At 38.7% G+C, this 15,520-nt stretch carries 14 protein-coding genes; 2 read left to right on the top strand and 12 right to left on the bottom strand.

Features of this window, described 5'->3' with window-relative positions; all coding sequences use genetic code 11:
* Positions 1-30: 30 nt before the first annotated feature.
* The 9 genes from ACFSGI_RS09325 to pdhA all read right to left on the bottom strand — a co-directional run bounded on the left by ACFSGI_RS09325 (position 31) and on the right by pdhA (position 10,916).
* Complete coding sequence (locus tag ACFSGI_RS09325; RefSeq protein ID WP_204823856.1) at positions 31-1,518, bottom strand: glutamate synthase subunit beta; 1,488 nt, start codon at positions 1,516-1,518, stop codon at positions 31-33.
* Positions 1,519-1,930: 412 nt separating this feature from the next.
* A complete protein-coding gene (locus ACFSGI_RS09320) occupies positions 1,931-2,419 on the bottom strand; it encodes a dihydrofolate reductase (protein ID WP_204823855.1) in 489 nt (162 codons plus the stop codon).
* A 403-nt stretch (positions 2,420-2,822) separates the two neighbouring features.
* Positions 2,823-3,617, bottom strand: a complete 795-nt coding sequence (gene thyA / locus ACFSGI_RS09315) for a thymidylate synthase (RefSeq protein ID WP_204823854.1) — start codon at positions 3,615-3,617, stop codon at positions 2,823-2,825.
* A gap of 302 nt (positions 3,618-3,919) precedes the next feature.
* Complete coding sequence (gene rpmG, locus ACFSGI_RS09310; protein WP_083243303.1) at positions 3,920-4,069, bottom strand: 50S ribosomal protein L33; 150 nt, start codon at positions 4,067-4,069, stop codon at positions 3,920-3,922.
* Positions 4,070-4,332: 263 nt separating this feature from the next.
* Positions 4,333-5,583 (bottom strand): GTP-binding protein, encoded by a 1,251-nt coding sequence (locus ACFSGI_RS09305; RefSeq protein ID WP_204823853.1) that lies wholly within the window; start codon positions 5,581-5,583, stop codon positions 4,333-4,335.
* Between the two features lie 228 nt (positions 5,584-5,811).
* The gene (gene lpdA, locus ACFSGI_RS09300; RefSeq protein ID WP_204823852.1) at positions 5,812-7,236 is read right to left on the bottom strand and encodes a dihydrolipoyl dehydrogenase; all 1,425 of its coding nucleotides are present in this window, start codon (positions 7,234-7,236) and stop codon (positions 5,812-5,814) included.
* A gap of 3 nt (positions 7,237-7,239) precedes the next feature.
* Positions 7,240-8,580 carry a dihydrolipoamide acetyltransferase family protein gene (locus tag ACFSGI_RS09295; protein WP_204823851.1) on the bottom strand — a complete coding sequence of 447 codons (1,341 nt, stop codon included), beginning with the start codon at positions 8,578-8,580 and terminating at the stop codon, positions 7,240-7,242.
* Positions 8,581-8,787: 207 nt separating this feature from the next.
* Complete coding sequence (locus ACFSGI_RS09290; protein ID WP_204823850.1) at positions 8,788-9,765, bottom strand: alpha-ketoacid dehydrogenase subunit beta; 978 nt, start codon at positions 9,763-9,765, stop codon at positions 8,788-8,790.
* Between the two features lie 83 nt (positions 9,766-9,848).
* On the bottom strand, positions 9,849-10,916 hold the full coding sequence (pdhA, locus tag ACFSGI_RS09285; protein WP_204823849.1) for a pyruvate dehydrogenase (acetyl-transferring) E1 component subunit alpha: 1,068 nt from the start codon (positions 10,914-10,916) through the stop codon (positions 9,849-9,851).
* Between the two features lie 253 nt (positions 10,917-11,169).
* Here pdhA and ACFSGI_RS09280 point away from each other — a divergent pair, with 253 nt between their 5' ends.
* Positions 11,170-11,904, top strand: a complete 735-nt coding sequence (locus ACFSGI_RS09280) for an alpha/beta hydrolase (protein ID WP_204823848.1) — start codon at positions 11,170-11,172, stop codon at positions 11,902-11,904.
* Between the two features lie 238 nt (positions 11,905-12,142).
* Positions 12,143-12,790 (top strand): thiamine diphosphokinase, encoded by a 648-nt coding sequence (locus ACFSGI_RS09275; protein WP_204823847.1) that lies wholly within the window; start codon positions 12,143-12,145, stop codon positions 12,788-12,790.
* A 328-nt stretch (positions 12,791-13,118) separates the two neighbouring features.
* On the opposite strand, the gene ACFSGI_RS09270 is transcribed toward ACFSGI_RS09275, so the two are convergent.
* The 3 genes from ACFSGI_RS09270 to ACFSGI_RS09260 are packed head-to-tail and all read right to left on the bottom strand — an operon-like array spanning position 13,119 to position 15,520.
* Positions 13,119-13,676 carry a GrpB family protein gene (locus tag ACFSGI_RS09270; RefSeq protein WP_204823846.1) on the bottom strand — a complete coding sequence of 186 codons (558 nt, stop codon included), beginning with the start codon at positions 13,674-13,676 and terminating at the stop codon, positions 13,119-13,121.
* 15 nt (positions 13,677-13,691) lie between these two features.
* Positions 13,692-14,756, bottom strand: coding sequence for a MoeB/ThiF family adenylyltransferase (locus tag ACFSGI_RS09265; protein WP_379283028.1), 1,065 nt, complete (start codon positions 14,754-14,756; stop codon positions 13,692-13,694).
* Positions 14,753-15,520, bottom strand: coding sequence for a thiazole synthase (locus ACFSGI_RS09260; protein WP_204823845.1), 768 nt, complete (start codon positions 15,518-15,520; stop codon positions 14,753-14,755). Before ACFSGI_RS09260 ends, ACFSGI_RS09265 begins: the two co-directional genes overlap by 4 nt.

Genomic DNA, 15,520 nt, shown 5'->3' with positions numbered 1-15,520 from the left:
CTGATATTACATGTGCTTCTATTGATTCTATTATACAAGCACAGTAGAGCCCATCAAATATTTATCCACTTCACGCGCAGCTTCGCGTCCTTCATTGATCGCCCAGACTACCAGACTTTGACCACGACGCATATCACCGGCAGCAAATACTTTATCTACATTTGTGTTGTATTTACCATAACGCGCTTTGACATTTGTCCAGCGGTCTGTTGCTAGACCTAACTGTTGTGGAAGCGTTTGTTCAGGGCCATCAAATCCGATAGCAATTAGAGCAAGTTCCGCAGGGAATACTTTTTCAGTACCCGGGATTGGTTGGTAGATTTTACGACCTGTTTCATCGACAATCCGTTGAATTTGAATCGTATGCAACTCTTTCAAGTTACCATTTTCGTCTCCAACAAATTTAGTAGTCATGATTGAAAATTCGCGCGGGTCACTACCGAATATCGCTTTTGCTTCTTCTTGTGCATAATCCAATGTGTATACGTTAGGAAATTGTGGCCAAGGGTTACTAATAGGATCACGTTCGAGTGGTGCTTTGTCATGTGTACCAAATTGAGTCACTGTACTGCAACCATGACGAACCGAAGTTGCTACACAGTCAGAACCAGTATCACCGCCACCAATAACGATTACATTTTTATCTTGAGCAGATAGATAGTTACCATCTTCAAGGTTGCTATCTAGATAACTTTTAATAGAACCGTTTAAGAAATCCATAGCATAGACAACACCATTTAACTCGCTACCTTCAATATTGAATTCACGCGGTTTCGTTGCACCGCCACAAAGTATAACAGCATCATATTCATCGACCAATTGTTGTGCCGGAATATCTTTACCGATTTCTGTACCTGTAATAAATTCAATACCTTCTGCTATCAAAAGGTCAACACGACGCTGAACAATACCTTTGTCTAATTTCATCGTTGGAATACCATAAGTCAATAATCCACCGACACGATCAGAACGTTCATAGACCGTTACTGAATGACCTGCTTTGTTTAATTGCGCTGCACACGCCAGACCGGCTGGACCTGATCCGATAACCGCTACACGACGACCTGTACGTTTTTCAGGTGGTTGTGGAACAACCCAACCTTCTTCAAAACCTTTTTCAATAATCGCTTCTTCAATGGTTTTGATCGTTACCGGTTGTCCGATCAGACCTACCGTACACGAACCTTCGCACGGTGCTGGACAGATACGCCCTGTAAATTCAGGAAAATTATTTGTTTTGTGTAGACGTTCTAGCGCTTCTCTCCACAATCCACGATACACCAAGTTATTCCATTCAGGAATCAAGTTATGAACCGGACAACCAAAAGTTCCACCTGCCATATCCATTCCTGTGTGACAGTAAGGTGTGCCACAATCCATACATCTAGCGCCTTGTGTACGAAGCTCATCTTCTGCCATATGTTTGTGGAACTCTTGCCAATCTTTTACGCGTTCAAGCGGATTGCGATCCGCGGGAATTTGTCTTTTGTATTCCATGAATCCAGTTGGTGTAGACATTTTAACATTTCCCCCATCCGTTCTGTCACTGCTAAGCTTGTTGTACAGATAATTTGATGATATCCAATCTTGTTATCTTCTCTTTATTTAGTGGATCTAGGTGTAAGAATACTACTTGCAAAACACAATACTTGCTTGTAATAAGTTTATTTTCTAGATTATCATTCACACAAATAAATACAAAATGGATTATGCGCATGATTGTTTGTACTTTTTACATAGAGATTACACCGTGGTGAAACATCTTGCAAGCATATTTCTTGGATTTTCGCGTTTTTTCACCGTATTCGCTTAATTCTGCGATCCAGTCTATAGCTTTACTACACATCTCAAATCGATAATAACAACGATTATATATCTATACATAAGAGATAACTCATTTTTATTTTCGCATAAATATCTCATAAAATGATTAAATATGCAAATATTCTTTAAAATAATAATTATAATCGTTTTTGTCGTCGCGAATACCTTGAATAGCAGCAACCTCTTTCCATTTCGACCAATCTACTTCTGGAAAGTACGTATCTCCTGCAAAATCATGATCGATTTCTGTAACTAATAACCGATCTGCATGATCCAAAAATTGCTTATAAATTGTAGATCCACCGATAACCATCAATTCTTGCTGTGGATCTGCTAACTGGATCGCTTCTTCTACTGAATGTACTACTTCAGCATGATTAGCTTTAAAATCATGACTTCTTGTTAAAATAATATTACGACGATTCGGTAATGGTTTACTACCAAATGATTCCCATGTTTTACGTCCCATGATTACTGTTTTGTGCTGAGTCTGTTGTTTGAAATAAGCCATATCGTGCGGCAATCGCCAGGGTAGGTCATTATTTTTGCCAATAACCCCATTGGTTGCTTGCGCCCATATCATTGTAATCGTCATTACACTTACGACCTCCATATGTCTAAAATATATGTTGAGACAGGTTTATAGTGTATCATATCATCAAAACCTATCATTGGCATCACATTATTATCCAAATTCCGAACCTTTTATAACCTTACATACTCAATCATTTGTAAAAAATCAATATATAAAATATTTTATAGATAGCCATTCATAAATTTAATCATTCTGTATCTGTTAAACATTTGTTAGACTATCTCATTATTTATTTTTTTGTTATTTATGTAGCGATGTAATAAGCACCTATTTGATGTACAGCAATAATACATAATATCACTTTTAAAAATTACTTTACTATAACAAAAAACTCTTAATCCTTTTCTTTTGTAACAGAAAAGATAATAAGAGCTCATTGTAAATTAAACGATAAACCTATTTATTAGACCGAAATCGGTGCTTTTATTCCTGGATGATACTCATAATTTTCAAAAATAAAATCATCAAAATGATAATCGAAAATCGAATCTGGTTTGCGAGCTAAACGAAGCTGAGGCAATGGATATGGTTCTCTCGTTAACTGTAATTTCGCTTGCTCCATATGGTTAGCATAGATATGAACATCTCCACCTGTCCATACCAGATCGCCCACTTCAAGATCACACTGCTGTGCAACCATATGAGTTAGAAGTGCATACGAAGCCAGATTAAATGGCAAGCCGAGGAATGTATCTACCGAACGCATCTGGAACATGCAAGATAATTTGCCATTGGCTACATAAAATTGAAAAGCATAATGACAAGGTGGCAAAGCCATCGAATCCACTTCTGCTGCATTCCATGCATTCACAATATGGCGACGTGAATCTGGATTGTTTTTAATGCTGTCGATCACAGATGTAATCTGGTCAATCACTTCTCCACCCGGGCCACGCCATGTTCTCCACTGCGCTCCATATACACGCCCTAGATTTCCTTCGGCATCTGCCCATTCATCCCAGATCGTAACCCCATTATCCTGTAAATATTTAATATTGGTACTACCACTAAGAAACCATAACAATTCATGTATAATCGAACGAGTATGTAACCTCTTCGTTGTTAATAAAGGAAACCCTTTTTGTAAATCAATACGCATTTGTCTACCAAAAACAGAAGTTGTTCCTGTTCCTGTGCGATCTGATTTTTCTACGCCTTCATCCAAAATATCTTGTAATAGCTCTAAATATGCTTTCATAATTCACCTCATTATAAGACTTCGCTAAACGTTCAATATAGAATATACCCATATCCGTATCTATTTAGCTTCTTATTATAATACCAAAATCAGGTGATTATTCATATAGACATTTATACCAATAGATGATGCTAAATATTCAATCTGCATTTATATGTAATACAATCTAATAATAAAAAATAAACTATGATCTCACCTTTATCCTAAAAATCCTAAAGCCAACTGCTATTGAAAACATCTTCAAAAACACAAACACCCATCTGTATAAAACAGATGGGCGAACGTTTAGACGTTAATCAATATTAACGAGTTTCACGATGGATCGTGTATTTTTTTAGACGTGGGCAATATTTTTTCAACTCAAGACGTTCTGGATGATTTCTTTTGTTCTTGGTTGTAGTATAATTACGGTCGCCAGTCTCTGTGCATGCCATAGTTACGATAACGCGCATGTGAATTCACCTCACTTCACTAATTAATAAACAAAAATATTCAACTATACTAATGTACCCTAATTGTGAAAAATGTTCAACTTCAATTTTCAGAAAAACACCATATTCATTAAAGGATAGGTTAAATCTTTGCTCAATCTGTTCACTACCGAACAGATATGATGTCCAACAGCCTTTTCTATTATATCATAGATTGCTGTATATTTACATTGAATATGCTTGATTTTTTCAAAAGAAATACTACAAAATGTTTATAAATCTATCTATACTGATGAACCAAATAAATGAGTTACCGCTTCATTTACATGATCTTCTTCTGATGGTAACCAGGGTAAAGGATTGTGAAGTGTTGACCAATCTAACTCCATCTCCTGATCTGTTAACAAACACTGGTCTAATTCAGACTCCATAGTCTTTTGATCCAGTCCTATTCCGATAAAAACAACTTCTGTCATGCGATCTCCCCACTGCTGATCCCATTGTTCTAGTAATTCTGGTTCTTCTGCCAAAATCTGTTGTCGTTCCTCTTCAGGTAATGCTGCGACCCAATTTCCAGCAGGACCAAATTGAATAGAGGTACCTGCCTGCCCTAATGTAGCTGCTACATCTTCACCTGTAGCTAACCAAACAAGTCCTTTGGCTCGTATAATAGATTCAGGCCACTCTTCCATAAAATCATATAGTCGCTGCGGTGCAAAAGGACGTCTACGTCGATATACAAAAGAATGAATACCGTATTCTTCTGTTTCAGGAGTATGATGATCTTTTTGCAACTCTTGCATCCATCCTGCGGAAGTAGAAGCTTTCTCCATATCAAATAAATGAGTATTTAAAATTTCTTTAGGATCAATTTGGCCTTTTGTAGTGCGGATAATGCGTGCATTCGGTTGAAGTTTATGAATAACAGCTTCTAATTTATTTAATTCTGCTTCACTAACCAGATCACATTTATTCAAAATAACGACATCACAAGTCTCAATCTGATCGATCAACAAATCAACAACATCACGTGTATCATCTTCACCTACTGCTTCTCCTCGCTCTAGCAGTGTTTCACCCGACTCATAATCATGCCAGAAACGATTACTGTCTACAACAGTCACCAAGCAATCCAGACGTGTAATTGTCGTTAAATCAAAAGCTAGTGAGTCATCTGCATAACTAAATGTCTGAGCAACAGGAATAGGTTCACTAATCCCTGACGATTCGATAAGTATATAATCAAATCTACCTTCTTCGGCTAACTGCTTTACTTCTAATAAAAGGTCATCACGTAATGTACAACAGATACATCCATTTGAAATTTCGACTAGCTTTTCTTCTGTTCGAGATAATGTACTACCTGATTTAATTAAGCTTGCATCAATATTTACTTCGCTCATATCGTTAACAATAACGGCTACTTTCAAACCTTCTCGATTATTAAGCACATGATTTAGAACAGTTGTTTTACCTGACCCTAAATAACCACTAAGTACAGTTACTGGAATTTTGGATTGTTGATTGTCTATCATAAAATTTTCCCCCATTGTTCTTTAATCGTAATAATTACTATTAAATTATTATATACTGATGGATAGGCGTATTGTCAATTCTTTTTATAATCTATGTTTGATATACGAGTATTTATGAACAACAAAAAGCCGCCAGAAGTATATTCTGGCGGCTTAGAGTAATCATTTATGATACGTACAATCATTTAGATGAAGATCATAATTATACATACCAATAATGTTTATTTATTATTTTTTGCGTGGAGCGATAACATGGATAGGGTGACCCATAACCAATTCAGCCGCTTCCATCACGATTTCACCCAATGTTGGATGCGCATGGATAGTCAAAGCCAAATCTTCAAGAGTTGCGCCCATTTCGATAGCAAGACCCATTTCAGCGATCATGTTAGAAGCTTCCAAACCTACGATTTGAGAACCCAGAACAAGACCTGTTTCTTCGTCTGCTACGATTTTCACGAAACCTTCTGTGTTGTTCAAAGAAGTTGCGCGACCGTTACCTGCATATGGGAATTTACCAGCAGATACTTTGTATCCTTTTTCTTTTGCTTCTGTCTCAGTATAACCAACGCTAGAGCATTCAGGATCCGTAAATACAACAGCCGGAACACATTTATAGTCGATTACAGATGATTCACCAGCAATAACTTCAGCTACTACTTTAGCTTCGTAAGAAGCTTTGTGAGCTAGAGCAGGACCAGCAACGATATCACCGATAGCGAAGATATGAGGAATGTTTGTACGTCCTTGGTGATCAATTTTGATCAAACCACGATCGTCCAATTCCAACTCGATCAAATCAAGACCCAACTCACCATCAGTGTTAGGACGACGACCAACAGTTACTAGCAAGTAGTCTGCTGTAACTTCTTTAGATTCGCCACCAACGCTGAATTTAACAGTTACGTCTTTATCTGTTTGCTCTGCACTTTCCGCTTTTGCGTTCGTGAAGATTTCCATACCGGATTTCTTCATGTTTTTAGCAACAAGGCTAGTCATATCTTTATCGAATCCTGGCAATACTGTATCCAGACCTTCGATGATTGTAATTTTAGTACCGAATTTAGCATACATTTGGCTAAGCTCAGCGCCGATGTAACCACCGCCGATAACAACCATGCTTTTCGGAATTTCAGGTAAATTCAATGCTTCTGTAGAAGAAAGAATACGTCCACCAAATGGGAATGCTTTAAGTTCGATTGGACGAGAACCTGTTGCAATAATACAGTTTTTGAAACGGTAACGAGGAGATTCATGATCGTTGAATACACGTGCTTCATTTTGGTTGATGAACATGCATTCGCCTTGGAATACTTCTACTTTGTTACCTTTCAACAATCCAGCTACACCAGAAGTCATTTTTTTAACAACGCCTGATTTGAATTCTTGAGTTTTGGAGAAATCCACTTTTACATTTTCAGCCGTAATACCAAAAGCTTCGCCATGTTGTGCAGCTTCAAATTGGTGAGCTGCAGAGATTAGCGCTTTAGAAGGAATACAACCGCGGTTCAAACACACGCCGCCTAGTTCGGATTTATCTACGATCAAAACTTTTTGACCTAATTGAGCCGCACGAATAGCAGCTACATATCCACCAGGTCCTGCACCAATAACTAAAGTATCAATATCGAGTGAAGCATCGCCTACTACCATTGATTACACCTCCATAACCAGCAACTCGGGATTAGCGAGAAGTGATTTGATAAAGTTCATAAAGTTCTGTGCTGTTGCACCATCGATAATACGGTGGTCAAAGCTTAGGGATAGAGCCATTACAGGTGCTGCTACGATTTCGCCGTTTTTAACAACAGCTTTTTCGCTGATACGTCCAGTTCCCAAGATAGCAACTTCTGGGAAGTTGATGATTGGAGTAAAGAACATACCGCCAGCAGAACCGATGTTAGAGATAGAAATAGTGCTTCCACGCATTTCATTAGCAGACAATTTACCTTCGCGACCGCGTACAGCCAAATCATTGATTGTGCTTGCGATCATGAAGATGCTCTTACGGTCTGCATCTTTAACAACAGGAACGATAAGACCGTTATCTGTGTCTGTAGCAATACCTACATCATAATGTTTTTTGTATACAATTTCGTTAGAAGCTTCGTCGATAGAAGCATTCAATGCTGGGAATTCACGAGTAGCAGCAACAAGTGCTTTTACGATGAATGGCAAGTATGTTACTTTGATGCCTTTTTTCTCAGCAAGTGGTTTCATACGCGTACGGAAAGCAACCAATTCTGTAACGTCTACTTCGTCCATAATCGTTACGTGTGGAGCTGTGTATGCGGATTTAACCATAGCGTTAGAGATCGCTTTACGAATACCTTTGAATGGTACGCGCTCTTCGTCTCCACCTGTTGCGATAGCTGTAGGAGCTGCCGCTGGTGCAACTGGAGCAGATGTTTTTTCTTCTGCTGCTACTTCTGCAGTTTGGGAAGAAACTTGTCCGCCACCTTGTTTGAACGATTCTACATCTTCGCGTGTAATTTTACCGTTGTTGCCAGTGCCACTAACTTGTGCTAGATCAACACCTTGCTCACGAGCAAATTTACGAACGCTTGGAGTAGCTAGAACATCTTTGTTAGGAGCTGCTGGTGTAGAAGCATTTGTTTCTTTACCTTCTTTTGCATCAGCAGGGCTGTCAGCAGCAGGAGATGAAGTTGTATCTACTCCGCCTTGAACAGATTCTTGTTCTTGACCGCTCTTTTGTTCTGGAGCTGTTTCTTCTTCGTCTTGATCTGGAATGTCACCTTCAGCTTCGATAATTGCTACCGTTTCGCCTACATGACAAACTTGACCGTCTTTTGTCAATACTTCAAGTACTGTTCCATCAACTGGACAAGGTACTTCAACTACTGCTTTATCATTTTGTACTTCCATGATGATGCTATCGTCTGTTACTTTATCACCTGGTTTGATATGCATTTTGATGATTTCGCCTTCATGCAAACCTTCACCAAGCTCTGGAAATTTATAAATAAATTTTGCCACTTGCAAAACCTCCCTATTTAGATTGCTGAACAATTGATTCCACTCCTATCATTCAGCAACATCTCTTTACATTATCTATTTAGTGCATATTTCAAAGCCAAAAGGCGTCCGCAAAATTATATTCTTCGATTTAACGAGTATCCAAAGGACGATCATCAAACTGAATGAATATGCTCATGTACCCGCCTTTTGACAATAAAAACTATTTTAGAATTCTACTACTTTTTTCACAGCATCGATCACACGTTTAGGTGATGGCAACCAAGAATCTTCAATTTGTGCAAATGGATAAACAGTATCTGGTCCTGCTACACGCAGTACTGGAGCTTCCAAGTGCAAGATTGCTTTTTCATTGATTTGTGCAATAACTTCTGCTGCTACGCCAGCACTTTTTTGTGCTTCTTGAACAACGATTGCACGATTTGTTTTTTGGATAGAAGCTACGATTGTATCAATATCAATCGGGCTTACTGTGCGAAGGTCAATAATTTCTGCTTTGATTCCTTCTTCAGCCAATTGATCAGCCGCTTTAGTAGCTGTATGAACCATCATGCCGTAAGCGATGATCGTTACATCAGAACCTTCACGTACTACGTTTGCTTTACCCAATTCTACTGTATAAGCTTCTTCTGGTACTTCTGCACGGAATGCATGGTACAAGTTCAAATGCTCCATAAAGAATACAGGATCGTTATCACGAATAGATGCGATCATAAGTCCTTTAGCATCGTAAGGGTTAGAAGGGATAACCACTTTGATACCTGGAGTTTGTGTAAGCAAGCCTTCTAGAGAATCAGTATGCAATTCTGCCGCTTTTACACCGCCACCGAAAGGTGTACGGAAAACGATTGGAGAATTGTATTTGCCACCAGAACGGTAACGCATACGAGCTGCTTGAACAACCATTTGGTCAAGTGCTTCAAAAATAAAACCTACGAATTGGATTTCAGCAACAGGACGGAATCCTTGGATACCCAAACCTACTGCCAAACCACCGATAGCTGACTCAGCAAGAGGTGTATCAAATACACGATCTTCACCAAATTCTGCTTGCAGACCTTCTGTTGCGCGGAATACGCCACCAACATGACCTACGTCTTCTCCGAAAAGGATCACATTAGGATCATTTTTCAATTCAACGCGAAGCGCATCACGAATCGCTTCTTTCATATTCATTTGTGCCATTTGCTTCATTTCCTCCTTAAACATTTCACTGTTCATGTTCACGCATCAAGGATCTAGATTAACGCTCTATTTTTAGAAACCTCTTATTCGAAATCAGCTTTTTGCTCTTCCAAGTGTTGAGGTGTTTGTTCAAACATGCTATCAATTAAGCCAGAAACAGTCATTTTCTCTGTTTTCTCTGCTTTTTTGATTTCTTCGTTTACTTTAGCTTTAGCTTCTTCTCTTACGCGCTCTGTATCTTCATCAGTCCAGAGACCTTTTTCAGCCAAGTATTTAGCAAGACGAGCGATAGGATCTTTTTCACTCCAGATACCTTCTTCATCTTTAGTACGATATTTACTTGTATCATCAGACATGGAGTGAGGACGGAAACGATAAGTAACCGCTTCAATCAATGTAGCACCTTCACCATTACGTCCGCGTTCAGCAGCATCTTGGACAGCTTTGATAACAGCAAGAACGTCCATACCGTCTACTTTTACGCCTTTGATACCTGCTGCAACCGCTTTGTGAGCGATAGATAATGCAGCCGTTTGTTTTGCGAAAGGAGTTGTAATTGCATAACCGTTGTTTTGTACAAAGAAAATAACAGGCAATTTGTATACACCAGCATAGTTAAGACCTTCATAGAAGTCACCTTCAGAAGAACCACCATCACCTGTATAAGCAATAACAACTTGCTTTTGTTTTTTCAATTTGTAAGCCATAGCAATACCCATTGCGTGCAAAATTTGTGCACCAATGATGATTTGCGGCATCAAAACGTTAACGCCATCAGGAATTTGTCCACCGTGTTGATGTCCACGAGAGTACAAGAATGCTTGATAAAGTGGCAATCCGTGCCATACCAACTGAGGAATATCACGGTAACCCGGGCATACGAAATCTTCTTTTTGCAAAGCGAATTCGCTACCAACCATTGTAGCTTCTTGACCAGATACTGGTGCATAGAAACCGAGACGACCTTGACGACCTAAGTTAACTGCACGATCATCCCAACTACGTGTGAAGACCATACGATACATAATTTCTTTCAATTGATCATCGCTAAGATCAGGTAGTAAATCTTTGTTGACGATTTTGCCTTCAGGAGAAAGAACGGAAAGAGCTTCCACGTCCTCCGTATAAACTTCATAAGGAACCTTGCTCATTTTATTCACCTCAATAAAAAATTTGAATATCATGTCCCGCTGTTATAGAATTATTATACACCTGTTCTACTCCATTCGTCAAAACATACATTGAAATTTAGTAGATATGTGTATTATTGTATGTATAACAGCAGGTTAATATTTGTATAACACTTTTACGATCTTTGTATTCAAAGACTTTACGACCGCACGAAACAATCTTAACGCATTGTGATACGCAATGCAAAAAATATTCCCGAAAAAGGTGATCACTGTGACAGATTCCCGTTATCTTAAAAGAACAATACTGAAAGAACAAATCGAAAGCAGCCATCTTGGTGAAAGTCGTACATTACGGATTTACTTGCCGCCAGGCTATAATGAAGTATTAAGTTATCCTGTTGTGTATTGTCAGGACGGTGAAGAGTTTTTCAACTTTGGTCGCATTGCTACATATGCTAACCAATTAATTCTTGATGAAAATATCGAACCATTTATCATCGTAGGTGTAGAAGTAAATACGAAGATCAGAACACAAGAATATGCTCCATTTGGTGATCGCTTCGAAAAGTACACTGCTTGCTTTGCAGAAGAAATCATTCCATATATCGAGCAAAAGTATCCTGTACGACGTACTCCTGATCAACGAATTCTAGCTGGCGATTCACTTGGCGGCAGCGTTTCGATCCATCTGTCCCTGTTATATCCTGAACTGTTCCAGCAGGTGATTAGTCTATCTGGTGCTTACTATAAACAAAGTCAGGATATTATCGCACAAGCTCAAAATCTTACAGACTTGAATGTGTACATGATAGTAGGTCTGCAAGAAACAGATTTTGAAAGCGATACAGGTATTTACGATTTTGTACAATTGAACCGGGACACTCGTGATCTTTTGCAAGCACGCGGAGCAACTGTACAATATAGCGAAAAAGATGGTAAACATTTGTGGGGCTTCTGGCAAAAAGAACTTCCTGCTGCTTTAAAATACTTTTTACCTGAAATCTAAAATTTGTAGTTCTTTAAGTACTTACAGTAGAAAACGAACTTTCAAACGGCTTATAACGATGTTCGCGCTTTCACAAGCAAAAAAATCTGTAACTCGTTTGATTGCTCGTCTTTTCTATTGTATCTGTGTGATAGAAAGTTATGCAACTACAATTTCAATATATCTTTTTTTATTTATACCAAATTCACATATAAACGATACAATAGATCTCAGTATGATATGAAACGAGGGCTGATTCATGTCGATGAAGCGTGCTATTATTTTCTCGGGTGGTCAATTACATCCTGACTTTTTGCAACAAATTCAAGAAGATGATTTGATTATCGGTGCTGATCGTGGAGCCTTATTTTTAATTGAACATGGTGTTCATCCTCATGTGGCTGTCGGAGATTTCGATTCACTTACTGATCGTGAACATGATCTGGCAAATATTAAAGCTAACAGCGATCAATTGATTGTCTATGATTCGGTTGAAAAAGATTGGTCTGATACTGAAGCTGCTTTCGAAATTGCGATGGAACGTCATATTCGTGACGTTTTGATTTTGGGTGCACTGGGTACACGATTTGATCATACATTAGCAAATGTACAACTGCTTGTACGAGCAGTTCAACATCAGGTGAATTGTAGCATTATGGATATGAATAATTATATTTCACTTACAAGTACACAAGCTGTTATTGAAAATCGTGGTTTCCCTTATATTTCTTTGCTGCCTGTTACCGCTGAAGTAACTGGTATTACGTTAAACGGATTTCAATATCCGCTAGAACAAGCGACTTTACGCATGGGTCAATCACGTGGTATTAGTAATCATCTGATCAATGAAGAAGGTACAGTAAGTATCGAAGGCGGTTTATTGTTAATTATTCAGAGTAGAGATTAATTGTTTATATTCTTTTTGTAAGACAGTTATGTAACTCTATGAAATAGGTAATTGCACTGATATTGATTTTCGTTGCCCCCTTGATTCACTTCTGCTACATAGTTAATCATAAGTCATCACGAAAATGTGACAATACACCAAATTTAAAAATCCATCGATCACGAGAACGTTCTCTGACCGATGGATTTTTTTCATAATTTATATAAGAAGTGAGAAATAAACAATTAAGAAATACAGAATAACAAATGCTGACCCATCATTTTGATCACATATATATAGAATTATGTTCTATCCTATCTATCTAAAGAAATATATCTGTCCACAGAGATTATATTTTCTCCTGTTGATTAAGGATATGTTGTACAAATTCTGTTTTGGCTTGAGTATACGCTTCTCGATCATCTTTGTTGTCTATCGCAAGATGTTGTTTTAATTGCCCGTATTGCTCTGCCCATTCTGGATGTGCAATCAATCGATCACGAAACAGAAGTTGATTTTGCCATTGCTGACCTTGTTGCAAAACAATATGCAAATGAGCTACCCGTTTATCATTGATCACTTTCACAAAAAATCTACGATGCGGCTTACCATCTAATTCAGGTGACACATAATGCCAGTTTTCTTTTTCCAGTACAGGAATAATCGCAGGTAATGGATCAAATGAATCTGTAATTGCCATCATATCTATAATCGGTTTGGCAGGTAGATTAGGTATCGCTGTACTACCAAAATGTTCAATATGTTGCATATCGAATAAAGATAATAACCTTGTTAATTCATCTTTATACAATTTCCCCTGCTCTATCCACTCTGGATGAGGTTGAACAATCTCCACAGATTCTGTTGCCCAGATCGGCCATGTCGATTGATTATCAATATTAGTCACTATATTCACTCCTTTTTAGCCAAAGTAACGATGATATAAAGTACGTGCTTCTGCTATATCTTTAGTGCCATGTACCATTACACGACCATCGCGGAAAATAACAAGACGTTGTTCGCTTGGCATCGTCATAGACACTAAAAAAGGTGTAACACTCACTTCATTTTCTTCAAGCTTGGCCAAGCGCTGAGCGGTCTGTTGTAAATCTATCAGCATTTTTTGTGCTGGGCGAATCTGTACAGTATCTCTACCACATAATACTTCTGTTTTACTTTGACCGGCTTGTGTGAGATGTGGGTACGTGGGTTGGCTGCCACATGAAGGGCAATTCGGTTTGCGTGCACTACTCATTTTGATAGACACTTGTTCGTTATTCCATAGATCAAATGATAACAGCGTACCGCGCAATTGATCGGTATTGCCACTAAGAATCTTAATCGCTTCTGTACACTGATGAGCTACAACCATCTGAACAGCAGGAGGAATAATACCTGATGTATCACAAGTATCTCCTCCAAGTGGCGCAGATTCCATTAAGCACTGTAAGCAAGGAGTAACTCCCGGGATAATCGTAAATGTAATTCCGTAGCTTCCTACACAACCACCATATATCCAAGGAATATTATATTTTTGCGAAATATCATTAATCATGAGTCGTGTCTCAAAATTATCTGTCGCATCCATAATTAGATCTACTCCTTTGGCTAGATCATTCATTTCATCAGCCGTTACGTCTGCAATATGAGCTTCAATGATCACTTCAGAATTAATCTGTTGTAGACGACGTTGAGCAGCGATTGCTTTGGGCATACGATCTTGAGCATCTTGCTCTGTAAAAAGCTGTTGCCGTTGCAGATTACTCCATTCTACATAATCCCGATCTGCAATAATCACTTTGCCTACCCCTGCACGAACGAGTGTCTCTGCTGAACTAGAACCCAAAGCTCCAGCACCTACGATAAGAACAGTCGATTCTGCCAGATGTTGCTGACCTTTTTGACCTAAAGGAGTAAATCGCACTTGTCTGGAATAGCGATTATGTTGTTCTGATTGTTGCTGGTTACTGATATTATTCACGTTCAAGTCGTGATCATCCCTTCTGCTGGACTGCTCGCCACAGCATACTCACGTACAGGAATCATGCCTGCTTCCCTTCCTAATCGACCTGCTTCTACACCTAGCTTCATTGCTTTTGCCATTTTGACAGGATCGGTTGCGCCAGAGACAGCACTATTCAGTAGTACAGCATCGGCTCCAAGTTCCATCGCATACGCCGCATCTTTTGGTGAGCGTATACCAGCATCTACAATCACAGGTACAGTTGCTTGATCGATAATCCATTGCAAAGCCGCAGGATTAAGTATTCCTTTACCGGAACCGATTGGTGAAGCTCCAGGCATAATCGCATGTACACCAAGTTGCTGTAGACGTTTGGCTAACATATAATCATCAGAGATATACGGCAGAACAATAAATCCTTCTGCTAGCAAGACTTCACAAGCTTTGACTGTCTCCAAAGGATCAGGTAAAAGCAACGTATCATCTCCGATAACTTCTACTTTTATCATATCACATAATCCAGAAGCTTTTGCCAGACGTGCTATCCGAATCGCTTCTTCGGCTGTTTTGGCTCCTGCGGTATTAGGCAATAATTTATATTTTTGAAGATCCAGCATTTCTAAAAAATTCGGTTCGTTCACTTGATCTAGATTCAATCGTCTTACTGCAAATGTTAGCACTTCGGTACCTGATGCTTCTACCGCTTGATTCTGAATCTGCAAATCTGTAAATTTCCCTGTGCCCAGTAATAGCCTTGATGTAAATGTATGTGTACCTATCGTTAACAA

The organism is Paenibacillus nicotianae (assembly GCF_042681745.1).
Classification (GTDB): Bacteria; Bacillota; Bacilli; order Paenibacillales; family Paenibacillaceae; genus Saccharibacillus; species Saccharibacillus nicotianae.
Note: the sequence above shows the minus strand (reverse complement) of the source record. Positions and strands in the feature narration are given on the sequence as shown.